Genomic DNA, 18,494 nt, shown 5'->3' with positions numbered 1-18,494 from the left:
GTGACAACGTGTTCGTCACCGAGGACCGCCGGGAAGGTCGGACGGTCATCTACAGCGCCTCGGACCTCGCCGCAGCGGCGCGTTGCGAATACGCGTTGCTGCGCTCGTTCGACGCCCGGCTCGGGTGGGGTCCGGCGCCTTCCGGTGACGACGAATTGCTTGCTCGCACCGCGCAACTCGGCGACGAGCACGAGCAGCGTCACCTCGACGAGCTGCGCTTCGACACTTCTGTGACGGTGATCGGCAGGCCCGCCTACACGGTTGCGGGGCTGACTGCCGCCGCCGAACAGACCCTCGATGCCGTGCGCCGCCGCGCTCCCGTGATCTATCAGGCCGCGATGTTCGACGGCCGGTTCGCAGGCTTCGCCGACTTTTTGGTGTTGACCGGATCTGGGGCCGGCGAACGCTACAAGTTGCGCGACACCAAACTGGCCCGCTCCGTGAAGGTCGAGGCGCTGCTACAACTCGCGGCCTATCACCAGACGTTGACCGCGGCAGGTGTGCCGGTCGACGATGAGGTCGAGCTGGTGCTGGGCGACAGTGCCGTCGCGTCCTACCCGGTCGACGAACTACTCGGCGTGTACCGGCCGCGCCGCGACGCCCTGCAGCGTCTGCTCGACGAGCACCTGGCTACCGGCCGGCCGGTCAGTTGGGACGACAATGTCCGGGCGTGCTTCCGGTGCCCGGAATGCGCCGAGCAGGTCAGCGCACACGACGATCTGTTGCTGGTCGCGGGTATGAGGGTGAGCCAGCGGGCCCGGCTGATCGACTCGGGCATCACCACGGTGGCCGAACTCGCCCGCCACGAGGGCCCCGTCGCCGGTCTGCATCCCCGCATCCTGACCAATCTGACCGCGCAGGCGCGGTTGCAGCGCGCCGAGCAGGTCGACGGCAAGCCACCGTTCCAGGTGATCGATGCCCAGCCGCTCATGCAACTGCCCGACCCGGACAAGGGCGATCTGTTCTTCGACTTCGAGGGCGACCCGCTGTGGACCGACGACGGCAGGCAGTGGGGTCTGGAATACATGTTCGGTGTGCTCGGCACCAAGGCCGAGGACTTTCACCCGCTGTGGGCACACGACCGCGCCGAGGAACGCCAGGCGCTGCGCGATTTTCTCAAGCTCGTGCGCCAGCGGCGCAAGCGCTACCCGAACATGCACATCTACCACTACGCGGCCTACGAGAAGACGGCCCTGCTGCGGCTGGCCGGACGCTACGGCGAAGGCGAGGACGCCGTCGACGAGTTGCTCCGCAGCGGCGTACTGGTCGACCTGTATCCATTGGTGCGCAAGAGTATTCGCGTCGGAACGAAGAACTACAGCCTGAAATCGCTTGAACCGCTGTACATGGGAGCGCAGCTGCGCAGCGGGGACGTCACTACGGCCACCGACTCCATCACCCAGTACGCAAAGTACTGTGCCCTGCGCGCCGATGAGCGCCACGACGACGCAGCGCTCGTACTCAAAGAGATCGAGGACTACAACCGGTATGACTGCGTCTCTACTCGCAACCTGCGTGACTGGCTGATCAACCGGGCCATCGAGTCGGCCGTGCCGCCCCTGGGCCCCCAACCCGTGATCGACGGGGGCCCAACCGAGCCCGAGGACGAGTTGGCGCGCACTCTGAGACGGTTTGTCGGCGACGGCGAACGCCGCCCCGAGCAGCAGGCGGTGGCGATGACCTCAGCCGCCCGGGGCTACCACCGCCGTGAAGACAAGCCGTACTGGTGGGGGCATTTCGATCGGCTGAACCATCCGGTCGACGAATGGGCCGACAGCACCGGGGTTTTCGTCGTCGAGACGGCGACCGTCGTCACCGACTGGCACACCCCGCCCCGGGCCCGCAAACCGCAACGGCAGGTGCTGCTGCGCGGCATGCTGGCCAACGGCGAGCTGGGCCGGGAGATGTATGCGCTCTATGATCTGCAGCGCAGGGCGTTCGGATCGGTGCAGGTGCTGGACTGCGACGACCCGGCCGCACCCACCGAGGTGCTGGTCACCGAGCGGGAACCCAAGGGCGGCACCGTATTCGATCAGACGCCGTTCGCGTTGACGCCGGGGCCGCCGATCCGTACCACGGCGCTGCGTGAATCCATCGAAACCACGGCGACCCAGATCGCTGCGGGTCTGCCTCGGTTGCCGGCCACCGGCGTCGTCGATGTGTTGCTGCGCCGGCCGCCCCGGACCCGCAGCGGCGCACCCATCCCCCACGATGACCGACGCGTCGAGGAGCAAATCACCGCGGCGCTGTTGGATCTGGACTCGTCGTACCTGGCCGTGCACGGGCCGCCCGGCACCGGCAAGACCTACACCGCCGCTGCGGTGATCGCCCGGCTCGTCAACGAACATCGCTGGCGCGTCGGCGTGGTCGCCCAATCACATGCGGTGGTGGAGAATCTCTTTCGCGATATCGTCAAGGCCAGCGTGGATGCGGCGCGCGTCGCCAAGAAAGGCCGCAATGACGATCCGTGCTGGACCGAACTCGACGAGAAAGATTACCCGGCGTTCATCTCTGATCACCAGGGATGCGTCATCGGCGGCACGGCATGGGATTTCGCCAACGCGGCGCGGGTGCCCCCGGGCGGCCTGGATCTGCTCGTCGTCGAAGAGGCCGGCCAGTACAGCCTCGCCAATACCATCGCCGTAGCACCGGCCGCAGCCAATCTGCTGCTGCTGGGTGACCCGCAGCAGCTGCCGCAAGTCAGTGCGGGCACGCACCCCGAGCCGGTCGATACCTCGGCGTTGGGCTGGCTGGTGGGCGATCACCACACCCTGCCCACCGAACTGGGCTATTTCCTGGACCGCTCGTATCGCATGCATCCCACGGTGTGTGCAGCCGTGTCGCGGTTGTCCTACGCCGGTCGGCTGTATTCGGTGGACACGATGACCGGGGCCCGCCGGCTCGACGGCTGCGAGCCCGGAGTGCGGCTGCTGACCATTGAGCACGACGGCAACGCCACCGACAGCCCGGAAGAGGCCGGTGCCATCGTCACCGAGGTCGGCCGGCTGCTCGGCTCGACATGGACCGACGAGAACGGCAGCGGTCCGTTGACGCAAGAGCAGGTGCTGGTCGTGACGCCGTACAACGCCCAGGTGGTGATGCTGCGCCGGCAGCTGGATGCCGCCGGGCTGACCGAGGTGCGGGCCGGCACGGTGGACAAGTTCCAGGGCCAGCAGGCACCGGTGGTGTTCATCTCCATGGTCGCGTCGTCGATCGATGACGTTCCCCGCGGAATCTCGTTCCTGCTCAACCGCAATCGACTCAACGTAGCAGTGAGCCGGGCCAAGTACACCGCTGTGATCGTGCGTTCCGCGGCGCTCACCGACTATCTGCCGGCCACCCCGGCAGGCATCGTCGAGCTGGGCGCGTTCCTGGCGCTCGGCGAGCGCTAATCCCCCGGGCGCGAATGCCGGCCGTAGGACCGGTTGTCGTCGGGGTCTCCGCCATAGTCATTGCCGTTGACCCGCCGGTGTGCCCCGCCCGGCGGTTCCATCCGCCGGAAATGCTGCCCGGAATCGACATGAAACCCGTTGTGCGCGTGACCGATCAGCTCATCAGACGAATTCGCCGGCATATCGGCCATGAGCTGATCGAGAATTGCCTGCCACGGATCGTCGGCCTCGGGGACGGCAGCGGGCGGTACCGAGGACGTCAGCGGATCGACCGGACGGACAACTGGCACAGGCAGCGGCTCTGTCACCGGATCCGGCGCGGGCTCTTCCCACGCCACGGTGTACTCGATGTACTCGTCGTCGTCGGGATACCCGGGCAGGTAGTGGTTGGCCGGGCCCACCACGCGCAGTACGTCGGTCGGCTCGTCACCGCCGTCGTCGGTGTCGGCATCGTCTTCGGCATAGTCGTCGGCCGCGCCGGCAACCTCGCCGGAGCCGCGCAGGAACAACGCCGCAACCACGCCGAAGAGCGCGACGAAGGCCGGCAGCAGCATGGACTGCGCCATCGCCGTGGCGAACGGCTCGTGCAGGAATCCCGGCAGGACCGTCGCGGCCGTCTCGGCCCGCGGCACCACCGGGGCGGGCCCCGGCATTTGCCGCGCGATCTCCCATGTCATGAAGGCCGCGATGCCGGCGCTGCCCAGGACCGACCCCACCTGCCGGGTGGCGTTGTACACACCCGAGCCGGCGCCGGCCAGGCGCGGCGACAGGTCGCGGGTCGCGGTGGCGGCCAGCGGCGACCAGATGAATGCCATCCCCACGCCCATCAACACCTGCGGCAACACCAGCCGCCAGATCGGCGTGGTCGGAGTCATCTCGATCGACAGCCAAGTCAGGCCGATCGCCATGGCGGCAAAGCCGAAACCGACCACCGGCCGCGGGTGCGAGCGGTCGACGATGCGGCCCACCAGCGGGGCCAGGGATCCGCTGGCGATTGCCGTCGGGGCGGTCAGCAGCGCTGACTCGGTCGGAGACAGCCCACACACCGACTGCGCATAGAACATCAGCGGCAAGATCATCGCCGTCACGGCGAATCCGATGGTCGCAACCCCGACATTGGCCAGGCTGAAATCCCGATCGGTGAAGATGTGCAACGGGATCAGCGGTTCGGCGGTGTTGACCCACTGCCAGTAAACGAAGCCGGCCATCACTACGACGCCGGCGGCCAGCGTGCCCCACACCCAGGGCGCCCAGTGGTGGGAATGTCCCTCCTGCAGGGCGAACACGACGAGGAACATGCCGATGCCGGACAACGCAACGCCGAGCAGATCGAACCGGTGCGGGGTGGTCGGCAACACCGGCACCAGCCAGACCGCCAGACCGAATCCGATGATCCCGATCGGCACGTTCACGAAGAAGATCCACTGCCAGCCCAGCCCGCCGACCAGGATGCCGCCCGCCAGCGGACCGACCAACGTGGCCACGCCGGCCGTCGCACCCCACACACTCATCGCCACACCGCGCCGCTCCGGCGGGAAGATCCGGGTGATGGTCGAGAGGGTCTGGGGTGTCAGCAAAGCTGCACCGATGCCCTGCACGACCCGCGCGGCAATCAGCATCCCGATGCTGCCGGCCAGCCCGCACCACAGCGACGCCACGGTGAAAACCGCCAGCCCGGCAAGGTAGAGGTTCTTCGGTCCGTACACGTCGCCGAGACGACCGGACACCAGCAGCGGCACGGCATAGGCCAGCAGGTAGGCGCTGGTGACCCAAATCACGCCGTCGTAGTCGGCCCCTAGGCGCTGCATGATGGTCGGGTTGGCGACGGCCACGATGGTGGCGTCGAGCAAGATCATGAAGAAGCCAACCATCATCGCCCACAACGCGTTCCACGGGTTGTGGCTGGCAGGGTGGCCCGTGAAGCGGGCGTTCAATGTCTCGAACATGTGATCAGTAAGTGAGGGCAATCGGCTCAGCAGGTGGTGATGCCCCAGCCGACGCTACGGACCCACCACCCTCCCGACAAGTCGGGCTGGCGGGGGCATCGGTCAAGCCGGTTCGACGACGGCCGCCGGGACGATCCCGACTGCCGTGTCCTCCCGCCGCGCACCGACCAGCAGCAGCGCCGACAGAGCGATCACCACGCCCGCGGTCATCACCACCGACAGTGCCAGCGCACCGTTGCCGAGCGCACCGACCACCGGCGCGACCGCAGCGCCGAGTCCGAATTGGGCCGCGCCCAGCAGCGCCGCGGCAGTCCCGGCGGCGTCCGGATGCCGCGACAACGCGACCGCGGGGGCGTTCGGGATCACCAATCCCATCGCTGCCAGGATGGCCAGCACCGGCAGCAGGAAGCCGGCCAGGCCACCGATCTGTCCCACCGCGAGCCCGATGAACAACAACCCGGCCACCGACGCCGCGCTCAACGCGCTCACGGTGATCGCCACAGGGGTGAACCGCCGCAGCAGCACCACGTTGAACTGCGTCGACCCGATGAGCGCCACCGCACCCGCGGCGAACACCAGCGCAAACGCTTGCTGATCCAGGCCGTAACGCCCTTGTAGCACGAACGGCGCGGCCGAGATGTAGGCGAACAAACCGGACATGCCGAGGGCCGCAACAAGCACCAGGATGACGAATCGGGAGTCCCGCAACAGTTCGGCATAGGTGCCGAGGATGCTGCGGACGTGCAACGGCCGCCGATGCGCGGCCGGCAGGGTCTCGGGCAGCGCCAGCGCAGCCATCAGCAACAGGGCACCCGCCAGCACCACCAGAGCGACGAACACCCAGTGCCACGAACCCTTCAACAGCACCGCCGCACCGAGCGACGGCGCAAGTACCGGTGCCACACCGAGCACCAGCATGAGCCGGGACATCACAGTGGCAGCGGCCGAACCCGTGTACAGGTCACCGACGACGGCGACGGCCACCACCGACGCGGCCGCAGCACCCATGCCCTGCAGGCTTCGCGCCAAGCCGAGGGTCGTGACGTTAGGGGCGACGACACAGAGCAGCGACGCCGCCATGTGCAGCACGATGCCCGCCATCAACGGACGCCGACGGCCCAGCGAATCCGACAGCGGGCCGACGATGAGCTGGCCCAGAGCCAGTCCGGCCAGCGTCCCCGTGAGCGTGAGTTGTGCGACCGAAGACGACACCGTGAGCTCGTCGGCGATCTTCGGCAGCGCCGGCAGATACATGTCGATGGTGAGCGGACCGAGGGCAACGAGAGCGCCGAGCACCAGAATCATCCGCGTGCGGCCGGGCGGACGCGAGGAGTGATCGAACTGGCTGGCTGTCGTCTCGTCCACGTGGGGCGATGATGCCATGAAGCAGGTCAGCTATGCATTCCAATTTTTTATTCCGCCGGGCGGGTCCCCCTGCTCAGCAACCGTGACCGCTGTCACTGCCGGAAACCCGGCACCGACGCCACTCGTTGCGTAAGCGTTAGCCTGGACAGTCAGCCGATGTTTGTCGGCCCGCACGTGGGGAGGCCCCGAAGTGAGCGCTCGGTCCACCAAGAAACAGTTGCCGGCAGTCCGTGAAGGCGAGGACGAGGATCCCCGTGCCGCCGCGAAGGTGCTCTCGGCGATCATCGAACGTAGCTCCCGGGTACAGGCGCCGGCGGTGAAGGCCTACGTCGACAGACTACGCAGCCAGCGGCCCGACGCCACCCCGGCCGAAATCGTCACGCGGCTGGAGAAGCACTACATCGCCGCCGTGATGGCCAGTGGTGCGGCAGTCGGCTCGGCCGCGGCGTTCCCCGGCATCGGCACCTTGGCCGCCCTGTCTGCGGTCGCAGGCGAGACCGTGGTGTTCCTCGAGGCGACGGCGGTGTTCGTGCTCGCCATCGCCGAGGTCCACGGCATTCCCGCCGACCATAAGGAGCGCCGGCGCGCGCTGGTGCTCGCGGTTCTCGTCGGTGACGACAGCAAGCATGCGATAGCCGATCTGCTGGGCTCTGGAAGAGTCAGCGGCGCCTGGCTGTCCGATGGTGCGGCGACGCTGCCGCTGCCCGCGGTGACCCAACTCAATTCCAGGCTGATGCGGTTCTTCGTCAAGAAGTACACGCTCAAACGTGGCGCCATGGCATTGGGAAAGATGCTGCCGGTCGGTATCGGCGCCGTCGTCGGCGGCGTCGGCAATCGGCTGATGGGTAAGAAGATCATCGGCAACGCGCAGAAGGCGTTCGGCCCGCCCCCGCCACGGTGGCCCACGACTCTCCGCGTGCTGCCGTCGGCCGGATCCTGAGAGCGCAGACATCTGGCGGTGCCGTGGTCGCTGTCGGCTCGGAGGCGCTAGCCTTTAGACGGCGGTCAAGTAGGTCACCGCAGACAACCGATGAAGACGAGCGGCGAGCCTCCTTGCCACGGCTTGCCGAGACCAAGAATCGAGGCGAACAGCTGCCGTGACCAGTTCACCTTCACCATTCGGGCAGAACGAGTGGTTGGTCGAGGAGATGTATCGCAAGTTCCGCGAGGATCCGTCGTCTGTGGATCCGAGTTGGCATGAGTTTCTCGTCGACTACTCCCCTGAACCCACCGAAACCGCAACCGCAGACAGCCAGTCCGCACCACCAACCACCCCGGTGGCGGCATCCGCGCAAGCCGCTTCGGCTGCCCCGGCTGCGCCGGTCACCTCGGCAGCGCCGGTCACCCCGGTGATCCCGGCCCCGGCAGCCCCGCCCCGGCCGGCGAAGTCCGGGGCTACGCCGATCGATGGCGAGTCGCAGGTGTTGCGCGGCGCAGCGGCCGCGGTGGTGAAGAACATGAACGCCTCGCTGGAGGTGCCGACGGCGACCAGTGTGCGCGCGATCCCGGCGAAGTTGATGATCGACAACCGGGTGGTGATCAACAATCACCTCAAGCGCACCCGCGGCGGCAAGATCAGCTTCACCCACCTGTTGGGCTATGCGATCGTGCAAGCCGTCAAGGCGTTCCCGAGCATGAACCGGCACTTCGCCGAAATCGACGGCAAACCCAACGTCGTCACCCCGGCCCACACCAACCTGGGGTTGGCCATCGATCTGCCCGGCAAAGACGGCAACCGCCAACTGGTGGTCGCGGCGATCAAGCGGTGCGAGAGCATGGCGTTCGGCCAGTTCATCGCGGCATACGAAGACATCGTGCGCCGCGCCCGCGACGGCAAGCTGACCGCCGAGGACTTCTCCGGGGTGACCATCTCGCTGACCAACCCGGGCACCATCGGCACCGTGCACTCGGTGCCGCGGCTGATGGCCGGCCAGGGCGCGATCATCGGCGCCGGCGCCATGGAGTACCCCGCGGAGTTCCAGGGTGCCAGCGCCGAACGCATCAACGAGGTCGGCGTCGGCAAGCTGATCACCCTGACCTCCACCTACGACCACCGCATCATCCAGGGCGCCGAATCCGGGGATTTCCTGCGCACCATCCACCAATTGCTGCTCGACGACGAGTTCTACGACGAGATCTTCCTCGAGCTGGGCATCCCATACGAACCGGTGCGGTGGCGCACCGACAACCCCGACTCGATCGTCGACAAGAACGCCCGCATCATCGAGCTGATCGCCGCCTACCGCAACCGCGGTCATCTCATGGCCGACATCGACCCGCTGCGGTTGGACAAGACCCGCTTCCGCTCCCACCCCGACCTCGACGTGCTGACCCACGGCCTGACGCTGTGGGATCTGGACCGCGTGTTCAAGGTCGACGGATTCGCGGGCAAGCAGTACATGAAACTGCGCGACATCCTGGGCCAGCTGCGTGACGCCTACTGCCGTCACATCGGTGTGGAGTACACCCACATCCTCGAGCCCGAGCAGCAGCGCTGGCTGCAGGAACGCATCGAGATCAAACACCCCAAGCCGACGGTCGCCGAGCAGAAATACATCCTGTCCAAGCTCAACGCCGCCGAAGCGTTCGAAACCTTCCTGCAAACCAAATACGTCGGACAGAAACGCTTCTCACTCGAAGGGGCCGAAACCGTCATCCCGATGATGGACGCCGCGATCGATCAGGCCGCGGAACACGGCCTCGACGAAGTGGTTGTCGGCATGCCGCACCGCGGCCGGCTCAACGTGCTGGCCAACATCGTCGGCAAACCCTACTCCCAGATCTTCACCGAGTTCGAAGGCAACCTCAACCCGTCTCAGGCCCACGGCTCCGGCGATGTGAAATACCACCTCGGCGCCTCCGGCAACTACATCCAGATGTTCGGCGAAAACGACATCCAGGTGTCGCTGACCGCCAACCCCAGCCATCTGGAAGCCGTCGACCCGGTCCTGGAAGGGCTGGTACGCGCCAAACAAGACCTCCTCGACGACGGCAGAGACGCCGACGGCTCCGGGCACTACCCCGTCGTCCCGCTGATGCTGCACGGCGACGCCGCGTTCGCAGGCCAGGGCGTGGTCGCCGAAACGCTCAACCTGGCCCTGCTCGACGGCTACCGCACCGGCGGCACCATCCACATCGTGGTGAACAACCAGATCGGATTCACCACGGCGCCATCGGATTCCCGCTCCAGCGAGTACTGCACCGACGTAGCGAAGATGATCGGCGCCCCGATTTTCCACGTCAACGGCGACGATCCCGAGGCCTGTGCCTGGGTGGCGCGCCTGGCGATCGACTTCCGTCAAGCGTTCCACAAAGACGTCGTCATCGACATGCTGTGCTATCGCCGCCGCGGGCACAACGAGGGTGACGACCCGTCGATGACCCAGCCCAATATGTACGACATCATCGATACCAAACGCGGTTCCCGCAAGGTCTACACCGAAGCGCTCATCGGCCGCGGTGACATCTCCATGAAAGAAGCCGAGGACGCCCTGCGCGACTACCAAGGCCAACTCGAACGCGTCTTCAACGAAGTCCGTGAACTGGAGAAACACGCCGCCGAGCCAAGCGAATCCGTCGAAGCCGACCAAAAGATCCCGCAGCGCTTGGCGACCGCGGTGGACAAGGCGCTGCTGGCCCGCATCGGCGACGCGCACCTGGCCCTGCCTGACGGATTCACCGTGCACCCCCGCGTCAAGCCGGTCCTGGAAAAGCGCCGCGAAATGGCCTACGAAGGCAAAATCGACTGGGCGTTCGCCGAACTGCTGGCACTCGGATCACTCATCGCCGAAGGCAAACTGGTCCGGCTCTCCGGCCAGGACACCCAGCGCGGTACCTTCACCCAACGCCACGCCGTCATCGTCGACCGCAAAACCGGTGAAGAATTCACCCCGCTACAACTGCTGGCCACCAACACCGACGGCACCCCCACCGGCGGCAAACTCCTGGTCTACAACTCGGCGCTGTCGGAATACGCCGCCGTCGGCTTCGAGTACGGCTACTCCGTGGGCAACCCCGACGCGATGGTGTTGTGGGAGGCCCAGTTCGGCGATTTCGTCAACGGTGCCCAATCGATCATCGACGAGTTCATCTCCTCGGGCGAAGCCAAATGGGGCCAACTCTCCGACGTCGTCCTGCTACTGCCCCACGGCCACGAAGGCCAGGGCCCTGACCACACCTCCGGCCGCATCGAACGATTCCTACAACTATGGGCCGAAGGATCGATGACCATCGCGGTGCCCTCCACCCCCGCCAACTACTTCCACCTGCTACGCCGCCACGGTCTCGACGGCATCCAGCGCCCCCTGATCGTGTTCACCCCGAAGTCGATGCTGCGCAACAAAGCCGCGGTCAGCGACATCCGCGACTTCACCGAGAGCAAGTTCCGGTCGGTGCTGGAAGAACCCACGTACACCGACGGGGAAGGCGACCGCGACAAGGTCCGGCGCATCGTGATGTGCAGCGGCAAGATCTACTACGACCTGGCCGCCCGCAAAGCCAAGGAAAACCGCGACGACGTCGCGATCGTTCGCCTCGAACAACTCGCACCACTGCCCAAGCACCGCTTGGCCGAAACGCTGGACCGCTACCCCAACGCCACCGAAAAGTACTGGGTCCAGGAAGAACCCGCCAACCAAGGCGCCTGGCCCACCCTAGGCCTGACCCTCCCCGAAATATTGCCGCAGTACTTCACCGGCATCAAACGGATCTCCCGACGCGCCATGTCGGCACCGTCATCGGGATCCACCAAGGTGCATGCCGTCGAGCAGCAGGAGATCATCGACCTCGCATTCGGGTAGTCGCTGGGGCCGCCCATACGTGGGAACTCACCTCGTGACCGCGACCAAGCCGGCTCACTTAGCCGGAACCGCGGGTACCGGCTAATCTCGACACCAGTCAACCGACATGAGGGAGTGGGTATGGAGGGCTTCGCCGGAAAGGTCGCCGTCGTGACGGGCGCGGGATCGGGTATCGGACAGGCACTGGCTATCGAGCTGGGCCGTTCCGGCGCCAAGCTGGCCATCAGCGACATCGACACCGAAGGCCTGGCCGTCACCGAGGAACAGCTCAAGGCAATCGGTGCACCGGTGAAAGCAGACCGGCTCGACGTCACCGAGCGCGAAGCGGTCGAGCATTACGCCACTGCGGTCGTCGAGCATTTCGGCACGGTCAACCAGATCTACAACAACGCTGGCATCGCCTTCACCGGCGACGTCGAAGTCAGCAGCTACAAGGACATCGAGCGCGTGATGGACGTCGACTTCTGGGGCGTCGTCAACGGCACCAAGGCGTTCCTGCCGCACCTGATCACCTCGGGTGACGGTCACATCGTCAACGTCTCCAGCCTGTTCGGGCTGTTCGCGGTGCCGGGTCAGGCCGCCTACAACTCGGCGAAGTTCGCGGTGCGCGGGTTCACCGAGGCGCTGCGCCAGGAGATGGTGTTGGCCAAGCACCCCGTCAAGGTCACCGCGGTGCACCCTGGCGGCATCAAGACTGCCATCGCCCGCAACGCCACCGCGGCCGAGGGACTCGATCCCAAGGAGCTGGCGCAGTTCTTCGACAAGCGGTTGGCCAGCACGACGCCGCAGAAGGCCGCCAAGATCATCCTCGAGGCGGTGCGCAAGAATCGGGCCCGGGTGCTGGTCGGAGCCGACGCCAAGGTGCTCGACGTGATCGTCCGGATCACCGGTTCCGGCTACCAGCGGCTGTTCTCCACTGCCATGCGCCGCAGGCTGCCGTATTAGTGACCCAGCGGGTTGGCCTGCAGGAAGGCGTCGGCTACCGCGCGGGGGTCGGCACCTTCGGCCACCTGGCGGCGCATATCGGCCAGTGAGCCGGTGTCGAGGACGCCCGCGATCTCGTTGACCGCCAGAATCTGGCGTTCGGTCAGCGCATTGCGCCGGTAGAGCGGCACCAGGTTCTCGGCACGGATCATCGCAGTGCGGTCCGCGAGGACCACCACCGCGGGCGGGTTGGCCGGGTCGGCTGTGGTGGTCCACGCCGCGTTGATCTTCCCGGCCGCAAGTGCGGCGAAGAGATCTGCGCGGTCGGCGAACTCGACAGGCTTGGGCATGCGGCAGGTACCGATCACCGCGGGCACGGCCGAACCCCTGACCGCGCCGGGCACCACCTTGGCGCAATTGCGGCGCAGCGCGGACAGATCTTTGCCGCCCCAGGCGGCCGCGGTTGCCTCCATCACCGCAACGGCTGGTTTGTCCTGTGCCGACATGGTGTAGTCGCCGGCGGCGACACCCTCCGGCAATGCCGAGAGCAGGTCACGGTAGACCTGCTCGTCGGAGTGCGCCGCGGCCCCGGGTGCGAACGTCTCCAACAGCCGCCCGGTGAACCCGGGCAGGACGGTCACCGAGCCGGAGTCCAGCGCGTTCAGCGCATTCTCGGCCGGGGTCACCTCGGCGGGGCTGCCGTAATAACGCAGCGCGGCCGCGTACAGCTGGCCGACGAGGGTGGATTCGGGCGTCGCGCCCGCCCCGACCGCGATGGCAGCCGGCGCAGGGCGGGCACTGCAACCTGCGATCACCAGGACGACCGCCAGAGCCAGCACCGATCGACGACGCACGATGGAAATCAGCCTGCTCAGGCTTTCGATGCGGCCGCCACCGCCGCAGCAACCGCCGGTCCGACCCGCGGATCGAGCGCACTGGGCACGATGTGGTCGACGGTCAGGTCGTCACCGACCACCGAGAAGATCGCTTCGGCGGCGGCCACCTTCATTTTCTCGGTGATCCGCCGGGCGCCGGCGTCGAGCGCACCCCGGAACACGCCCGGGAAGGCCAGCACGTTGTTGATCTGGTTGGGAAAGTCACTCCGGCCGGTCGCCACAACCGCGGCATGCTTGCGGGCCGCGTCGGGGTGGATCTCCGGATCCGGATTGGACAGGGCGAAGACGATGCTGCCGGGGGCCATCGTCGCGACGAGCTCCTCGGGCACAACGCCCGCGGACACGCCGAGGAACACCTCGGCGCCGTTCAGCGCCTCGGCGAGGCCGCCGGTGAGCCCGCGCGGGTTGGTGCGCCCGGCCAACTCGGTCTTGAAGGAGTTCATATCTTCCCGGCCGGAATGCACGATGCCCTGGGAATCCAGCACCGTGATATCGGTGATGCCCTTGGCCAGCAGGATGTTGGTGCAGGCCACACCGGCCGCACCGGCACCCGAGACGACGACCCGCAGGCCGCGCATGTCGCGCTCGAGCGCCTTGGTGGCGCCCAACAGGGCCGCGAGCACCACGATGGCGGTGCCGTGCTGGTCGTCGTGCATGACGGGGCAGTCGAGGGCCTCGACGACGCGGCGTTCGATCTCGAAACAGCGTGGCGCCGAGATGTCTTCCAGGTTGACCGCACCGAAGGTGGGACGCAGCCGAATCAGGGTCTCGACGATCTCGTCGGGGTCCTTGGTGTCCAGCACGATCGGGATGGAGTCCAGCCCGCCGAACGACTTGAACAGCGCACTCTTGCCTTCCATGACCGGCAGTGAGGCTGCCGCTCCGATGTCGCCGAGGCCGAGCACCGCGCTGCCGTCACTGACCACGGCAACCAACCGGTTGGCCCAGGTGTACTTGGCGGCCAGGGTGCGATCCGTGGCGATGGCCCGACTGACCTGGGCAACACCAGGGGTGTAGGCGATCGACAAGGCTCGCTGAGTGTCCAGCGGCGACTTCAGCGCCACCGACAGCTTGCCGCCTTCATGGGCGGCGAAGATCTCTGCGTCTTCGATGACAACTTGGGGAGTGCGCGTAACCGCGGAGTCCTCAGACGACGAGGCGTCAGTACTTTCCGGCACCGCGCAAGGGTACTTCACAGACCAAACTCGAAGGGCCGGGTTTTCGCCTCTCGTGAGCGCTTGGTGACAGGTTGTGCGCGTACGATTCAACGGGCCCGATCGGGTGCGGGTCACAGCTGATGGGAGGCCCAGCGAATGCCCTCGTTCCGCGCGCTACCGCCTTCACTGCTGCGCCCCGCGGCACGGGCCAAGCCCCCCGTCAACAATGCCAAATCGATCCATGTCCCGGTGGCCAGAGCCATGGTGGACTGCGGTGTGTACTGCGACGGGGAGAGGCTACCCGGTAAGTACACCCATGCGGCCGCCCTGGCCAAGGTGCGCGAGTTGGAGAGCGCCGGCAAGAAGGCGTTCGCGTGGGTCGGGCTGCATGAGCCCGACGAGCATCAGATGCAGTCGGTCGCAGATGTTTTCGGGCTGCACGAGCTCGCGGTCGAAGATGCGGTGCACGCCCATCAGCGCCCCAAGCTGGAGCGCTATGACAAAACGTTGTTCTTGGTGATCAAGACTGTCAACTACGTGGAACACGCCTCGGTGGCCAACGCCCGCGAAATCGTCGAGACCGGCGAGATCATGATCTTCGTCGGCCCGGACTTCGTGGTGACCGTCCGGCATGGCGAACACGGCGGGCTGGCGGGCGTACGCAAACGCCTGGACGAGTCACCGGCGATCCTGACGCTGGGCCCGTTCGCGGTGATGCACGCGATCACCGACCACGTGGTGGACCACTACCTCCACGTCACCGATCTGATGGAAACCGACATCGACGTCATGGAGGAGAACGTCTTCTCCCCCAATATCCCGACCAACATCGAGAGCATCTACCTGCTCAAGCGGGAGGTCGTCGAACTGCGTCGCGCCGTCGGCCCGCTGACGCTCGCATTGCAGCGGCTGCTCACCGACCACAACGACGTCATCTCCGTCGAAGTGCGCCGCTACATGCGTGACGTCAACGACCACACCATCCAGGCTTCGGAACGGATCTCCAGCTACGACGAGATGCTGAGTTCGCTGGTGCAGGCGGCGCTCGGCAAGGTCGCGATGCAGCAGAACGTCGATATGCGCAAGATCTCGGCCTGGGTCGCCATCGCGGCGGTACCGACCGCGCTGGCCGGAATCTACGGTATGAACTTCGACAATATGCCCGAATTACATTGGGTATGGGGCTATCCCGGTGTTCTGACCCTGATGCTGACGGTATGCCTGGTCTTGTACCGCACGTTCCGCAGGAACGACTGGCTCTGACTCACGTCGGATTGGCCGCCCTGCGGGCAGGATTCAGCACGTCCACGCCGTCAGCCTGCCACGCCTCACGCATGGCATCGGCACCCTTGAGCCGGACCCATGCCGCCTCGGTCGCGGTGATCGGTGTCGCCGCAAAGACATTCACCGCCGCCAGCGGATCCGGAAGCACAATCTCGCCGATATCGCTGGGCCCCAACAGGAAAGCCGTGAACGGCGCCGCGGCGAACAAAGGGGTCTCCAGATCGACCAGGGCATCAGCCTCCAGCACGAGCCCCTCGACCGCGGGCGCCGCGGCGAGTATCGCCATCGACCGGGCCAGTCCCGTCGGTGTCGGTCCGCGTAGGGAGACCACCACCTCGGCTCGCGGACCGTGTACGGGGTCGGCGACAAATTCCGTGGGATCGAACATCGGGTGACGCGAACAGCCCAGCGTCACATAGTGATACACCCCGTCGAGTCGAGGATCCGGTCCGAAGCGCAGCACCTCGATACGTTCGGTGCCCAGGAAGGTGACGCTCGCGCCGACGGGGTCGGCGGTGATGCCCACGGCCGCGAAGTGCTCCTCCAGCCGCGCGCGCACGACCGCCAGGACGTCGGTCACTCGTTCTTCGACTCGGACTCTGCGGCCGGCTCCACCTCGGTGTCCTCGACCACCTCGGTCTCAGTTTCCGGCTCCGTCTCCGATTCGACTTCCGCCTCTGCTGCTACGGCAACTTCAGGCGCCGCCTCGGGCTCAGGTGTGCGGGTCAGGTTCAGACCTGAGTCGACGTCGAAGATGACCAACTTCGAGGTGTCGAACGCGAGCTCGATCTGCTCACCGGCCCTCACCTTGGACTCGGCGGAAACCCTTGCCACAAACTCATTTTCGCCCACGCCGGAATCGACCGTCAACTCGGCCAGCTGGGCCGCGCGGGCGCCCGCGCCCTCAGTGGTGAAGTGCACGTACTTCTCGGAGCCCAGCGATTCGACGATGTCGGCACGCACGGTGAAGCTCAGTGCCCGGATTCGGGCGTACCCATCCAGCAGCGACGCGTCTTCGAGATGCTCGGGCCGGATACCGACGATGATGTTGTCCGGCTTGGGCGCTCGGTCCAGCAACTCGTGCACCTGCGGACTCAGCGTCACCTCACCGAACGGCAACCGCACTCCCACATCGGTGAACGTCGCCGGGAAGAAGTTCATCGCAGGCGATCCGATGAAACCCGCCACGAACAGGTTGACCGGGTTCTTGTAGAGCTCGTCGGGGGTACCGATCTGTTGCACCACGCCGGCGAGCATCACCACTACGCGGTCCCCCAGCGTCATCGCCTCGGTCTGGTCGTGGGTGACGTACACCGTCGTGGTGCCCAGCCGGCTCTGCAACCGCGAGATCTCCGCGCGCATCTGAACCCGTAGTTTGGCATCCAGGTTGGAGAGCGGCTCGTCCATCAGGAATGCCTTGGGGCTACGAACAATTGCCCGCCCCATCGCCACCCGCTGACGTTGACCGCCGGACAGCTGGGCCGGCCTGCGGTCCAGCAGCTCGGTCAGGTCGAGGATCTTGGCGGTGTCCTCGACCTTGGCCGCGATCTCGTCCTTCTTCATCTTGGCCAGTGTGAGGGGGAAGGCGATGTTCTGGCGGACCGTCATGTGCGGGTACAGCGCGTAGGACTGGAACACCATGGCGATGTCGCGGTCTTTGGGGGCCTTCTCGTTGACCCGCTCCCCGCCGATGCTCAACTCGCCCGACGAGATGTCCTCCAGGCCCGCGATCATGTTCAACGTGGTGGATTTGCCGCACCCGGATGGTCCGACCAAGATGATGAACTCGCCGTCTGCGATGGTCATGGACAGTTCTTTGACGGCTTCCCGGACACCGCCTGCGCCGTCGGGGTAACTCTTGGTCACCCGGTCCAACACAATCTCGGCCATCCAACTACCCCTTTACCGCACCGGAGGTCAGTCCAGCGACGATGCGCCGCTGGAAAATCAGGACAAAGACAATGATCGGGATCGTGATGACCATGGCACCGGCCGCGATCGAGCCGGTCGGCTCCTCGAATTGCGAGCTGCCGGTGAAGTTCGCGATGGCCACCGGCGCCGTGATGGCGCGTTGGGTCGCCGTCAGCGAAAGGGCCAGCAGCAGATCGTTCCACGCGAAGATGAACACCAGGATGGCCGCGGTAACGATGCCGGGCGCCGCCAGCGGGGCGATGACCTTCCGGAATGCCTGCGCCGGCGTGGCGCCGTCCATCTTCGCGGCTTTTTCCAGATCCCACGGGATCTCCCGGAAGAACGCCGAGAGCGTGTAAATGGCCAGAGGCAGCGCGAAGGTGATGTACGGGATGATCAGGCCGGGCCAGGTGTCGAACAGGCCGAGCCGGCGCTCGATGTTGAAAAGCGGTGTCACCAAGGAGATCTGCGGGAACATCGCGATCAGCAGGGCGACACCGACCAACAGCCGTTTACCCGGGAACACAAGTCGGGCCACCGCGTATGCCGCCATGGCGCCGACCACCACCGCGATCACTGTGGTGATCAGCCCGATGCCGATCGAGTTGACCAGCGCCGAGGTGAAGATGTCGCCAGTGAAGATGCCTTTGTAGTTGGCGAAGGTGATCTGGGTCGGGATCAGCTTGCCGTCCTTGACCGTTGACGTCGGCTTGAGTGACAGTGACAGGATCCACAGCACCGGGAACAACGCGTAGAGAATCACCAGTGCGTCGACGACAACCCATCCGGTTGCGCGGCGCGCACCTAACCGTTCGCTCAT

General features: G+C 66.2%; 12 protein-coding genes. 5 read left to right on the top strand and 7 right to left on the bottom strand.

The window, feature by feature from the left end:
* Positions 1-8: 8 nt before the first annotated feature.
* Entirely contained in the window at positions 9-3,392 is a 3,384-nt protein-coding gene (locus B133_RS0101795) for a TM0106 family RecB-like putative nuclease (RefSeq protein ID WP_018599001.1), read from the top strand.
* Here the strand turns inward: B133_RS0101795 and B133_RS0101790 are convergent.
* Together B133_RS0101790 and B133_RS0101785 are read right to left on the bottom strand one after the other, a co-directional pair.
* A complete protein-coding gene (locus B133_RS0101790; RefSeq protein ID WP_018599000.1) occupies positions 3,389-5,338 on the bottom strand; it encodes an MFS transporter in 1,950 nt (649 codons plus the stop codon). The genes B133_RS0101795 and B133_RS0101790 overlap by 4 nt on opposite strands.
* A gap of 102 nt (positions 5,339-5,440) precedes the next feature.
* Positions 5,441-6,721, bottom strand: coding sequence for a multidrug effflux MFS transporter (locus B133_RS0101785; protein WP_026255858.1), 1,281 nt, complete (start codon positions 6,719-6,721; stop codon positions 5,441-5,443).
* A 172-nt stretch (positions 6,722-6,893) separates the two neighbouring features.
* On the opposite strand from B133_RS0101785, the gene B133_RS0101780 reads away from it, so the two are divergent.
* The 3 genes from B133_RS0101780 (at position 6,894) to B133_RS0101770 (ending at position 12,447) form a co-directional block, all read left to right on the top strand.
* Complete coding sequence (locus B133_RS0101780; protein WP_018598998.1) at positions 6,894-7,643, top strand: hypothetical protein; 750 nt, start codon at positions 6,894-6,896, stop codon at positions 7,641-7,643.
* A gap of 208 nt (positions 7,644-7,851) precedes the next feature.
* On the top strand, positions 7,852-11,502 hold the full coding sequence (locus B133_RS0101775) for a multifunctional oxoglutarate decarboxylase/oxoglutarate dehydrogenase thiamine pyrophosphate-binding subunit/dihydrolipoyllysine-residue succinyltransferase subunit (protein ID WP_369751475.1): 3,651 nt from the start codon (positions 7,852-7,854) through the stop codon (positions 11,500-11,502).
* Positions 11,503-11,622: 120 nt separating this feature from the next.
* Positions 11,623-12,447 (top strand): SDR family oxidoreductase, encoded by an 825-nt coding sequence (locus B133_RS0101770; protein ID WP_018598994.1) that lies wholly within the window; start codon positions 11,623-11,625, stop codon positions 12,445-12,447.
* On the opposite strand, the gene B133_RS0101765 is transcribed toward B133_RS0101770, so the two are convergent.
* Both B133_RS0101765 and B133_RS0101760 read right to left on the bottom strand, forming a co-directional pair.
* Positions 12,444-13,280, bottom strand: coding sequence for a glycine betaine ABC transporter substrate-binding protein (locus B133_RS0101765; protein WP_198290969.1), 837 nt, complete (start codon positions 13,278-13,280; stop codon positions 12,444-12,446). The two genes, B133_RS0101770 and B133_RS0101765, sit on opposite strands and share 4 nt — an antisense overlap.
* 17 nt (positions 13,281-13,297) lie before the next feature.
* A complete protein-coding gene (locus tag B133_RS0101760) occupies positions 13,298-14,500 on the bottom strand; it encodes an NADP-dependent malic enzyme (RefSeq protein WP_018598992.1) in 1,203 nt (400 codons plus the stop codon).
* Positions 14,501-14,635: 135 nt separating this feature from the next.
* Between B133_RS0101760 and corA the strand changes: the two genes are divergently transcribed.
* Positions 14,636-15,742, top strand: coding sequence for a magnesium/cobalt transporter CorA (gene corA / locus B133_RS0101755; RefSeq protein WP_018598991.1), 1,107 nt, complete (start codon positions 14,636-14,638; stop codon positions 15,740-15,742).
* 1 nt (position 15,743) lies between these two features.
* Here the strand turns inward: corA and B133_RS0101750 are convergent, their stop codons facing one another.
* Genes B133_RS0101750 through B133_RS0101740 form a run of 3 tightly spaced genes read right to left on the bottom strand, consistent with a single transcriptional unit; the run spans position 15,744 to position 18,494 of the window.
* A complete protein-coding gene (locus B133_RS0101750; RefSeq protein WP_018598990.1) occupies positions 15,744-16,343 on the bottom strand; it encodes a suppressor of fused domain protein in 600 nt (199 codons plus the stop codon).
* On the bottom strand, positions 16,340-17,653 hold the full coding sequence (locus B133_RS0101745) for an ABC transporter ATP-binding protein (RefSeq protein WP_018598989.1): 1,314 nt from the start codon (positions 17,651-17,653) through the stop codon (positions 16,340-16,342). Before B133_RS0101745 ends, B133_RS0101750 begins: the two co-directional genes overlap by 4 nt.
* A 4-nt stretch (positions 17,654-17,657) precedes the next feature.
* The gene (locus B133_RS0101740; protein ID WP_018598988.1) at positions 17,658-18,494 is read right to left on the bottom strand and encodes a carbohydrate ABC transporter permease; all 837 of its coding nucleotides are present in this window, start codon (positions 18,492-18,494) and stop codon (positions 17,658-17,660) included.

Source organism: Mycobacterium sp. 155, assembly GCF_000373905.1.
Lineage (GTDB): Bacteria > Actinomycetota > Actinomycetes > Mycobacteriales > Mycobacteriaceae > Mycobacterium.
The sequence above is the reverse complement of the archived record's forward strand: the minus strand, read 5'-3'. Positions and strand labels throughout refer to the sequence as shown.

Bases quoted from the DNA above. Each gene is read 5' to 3' on its own strand.
- B133_RS0101740 (WP_018598988.1), bottom strand. From the start codon at position 18,494: ATGAGCGAACGGTTAGGTGCGCGCCGCGCAACCGGATGGGTTGTCGTC.
- corA (WP_018598991.1), top strand. From the start codon at position 14,636: ATGCCCTCGTTCCGCGCGCTACCGCCTTCACTGCTGCGCCCCGCGGCA.
- B133_RS0101785 (WP_026255858.1), bottom strand. From the start codon at position 6,721: ATGGCATCATCGCCCCACGTGGACGAGACGACAGCCAGCCAGTTCGAT.
- B133_RS0101745 (WP_018598989.1), bottom strand. From the start codon at position 17,653: ATGGCCGAGATTGTGTTGGACCGGGTGACCAAGAGTTACCCCGACGGC.
- B133_RS0101775 (WP_369751475.1), top strand. From the start codon at position 7,852: ATGTATCGCAAGTTCCGCGAGGATCCGTCGTCTGTGGATCCGAGTTGG.
- B133_RS0101770 (WP_018598994.1), top strand. From the start codon at position 11,623: ATGGAGGGCTTCGCCGGAAAGGTCGCCGTCGTGACGGGCGCGGGATCG.
- B133_RS0101790 (WP_018599000.1), bottom strand. From the start codon at position 5,338: ATGTTCGAGACATTGAACGCCCGCTTCACGGGCCACCCTGCCAGCCAC.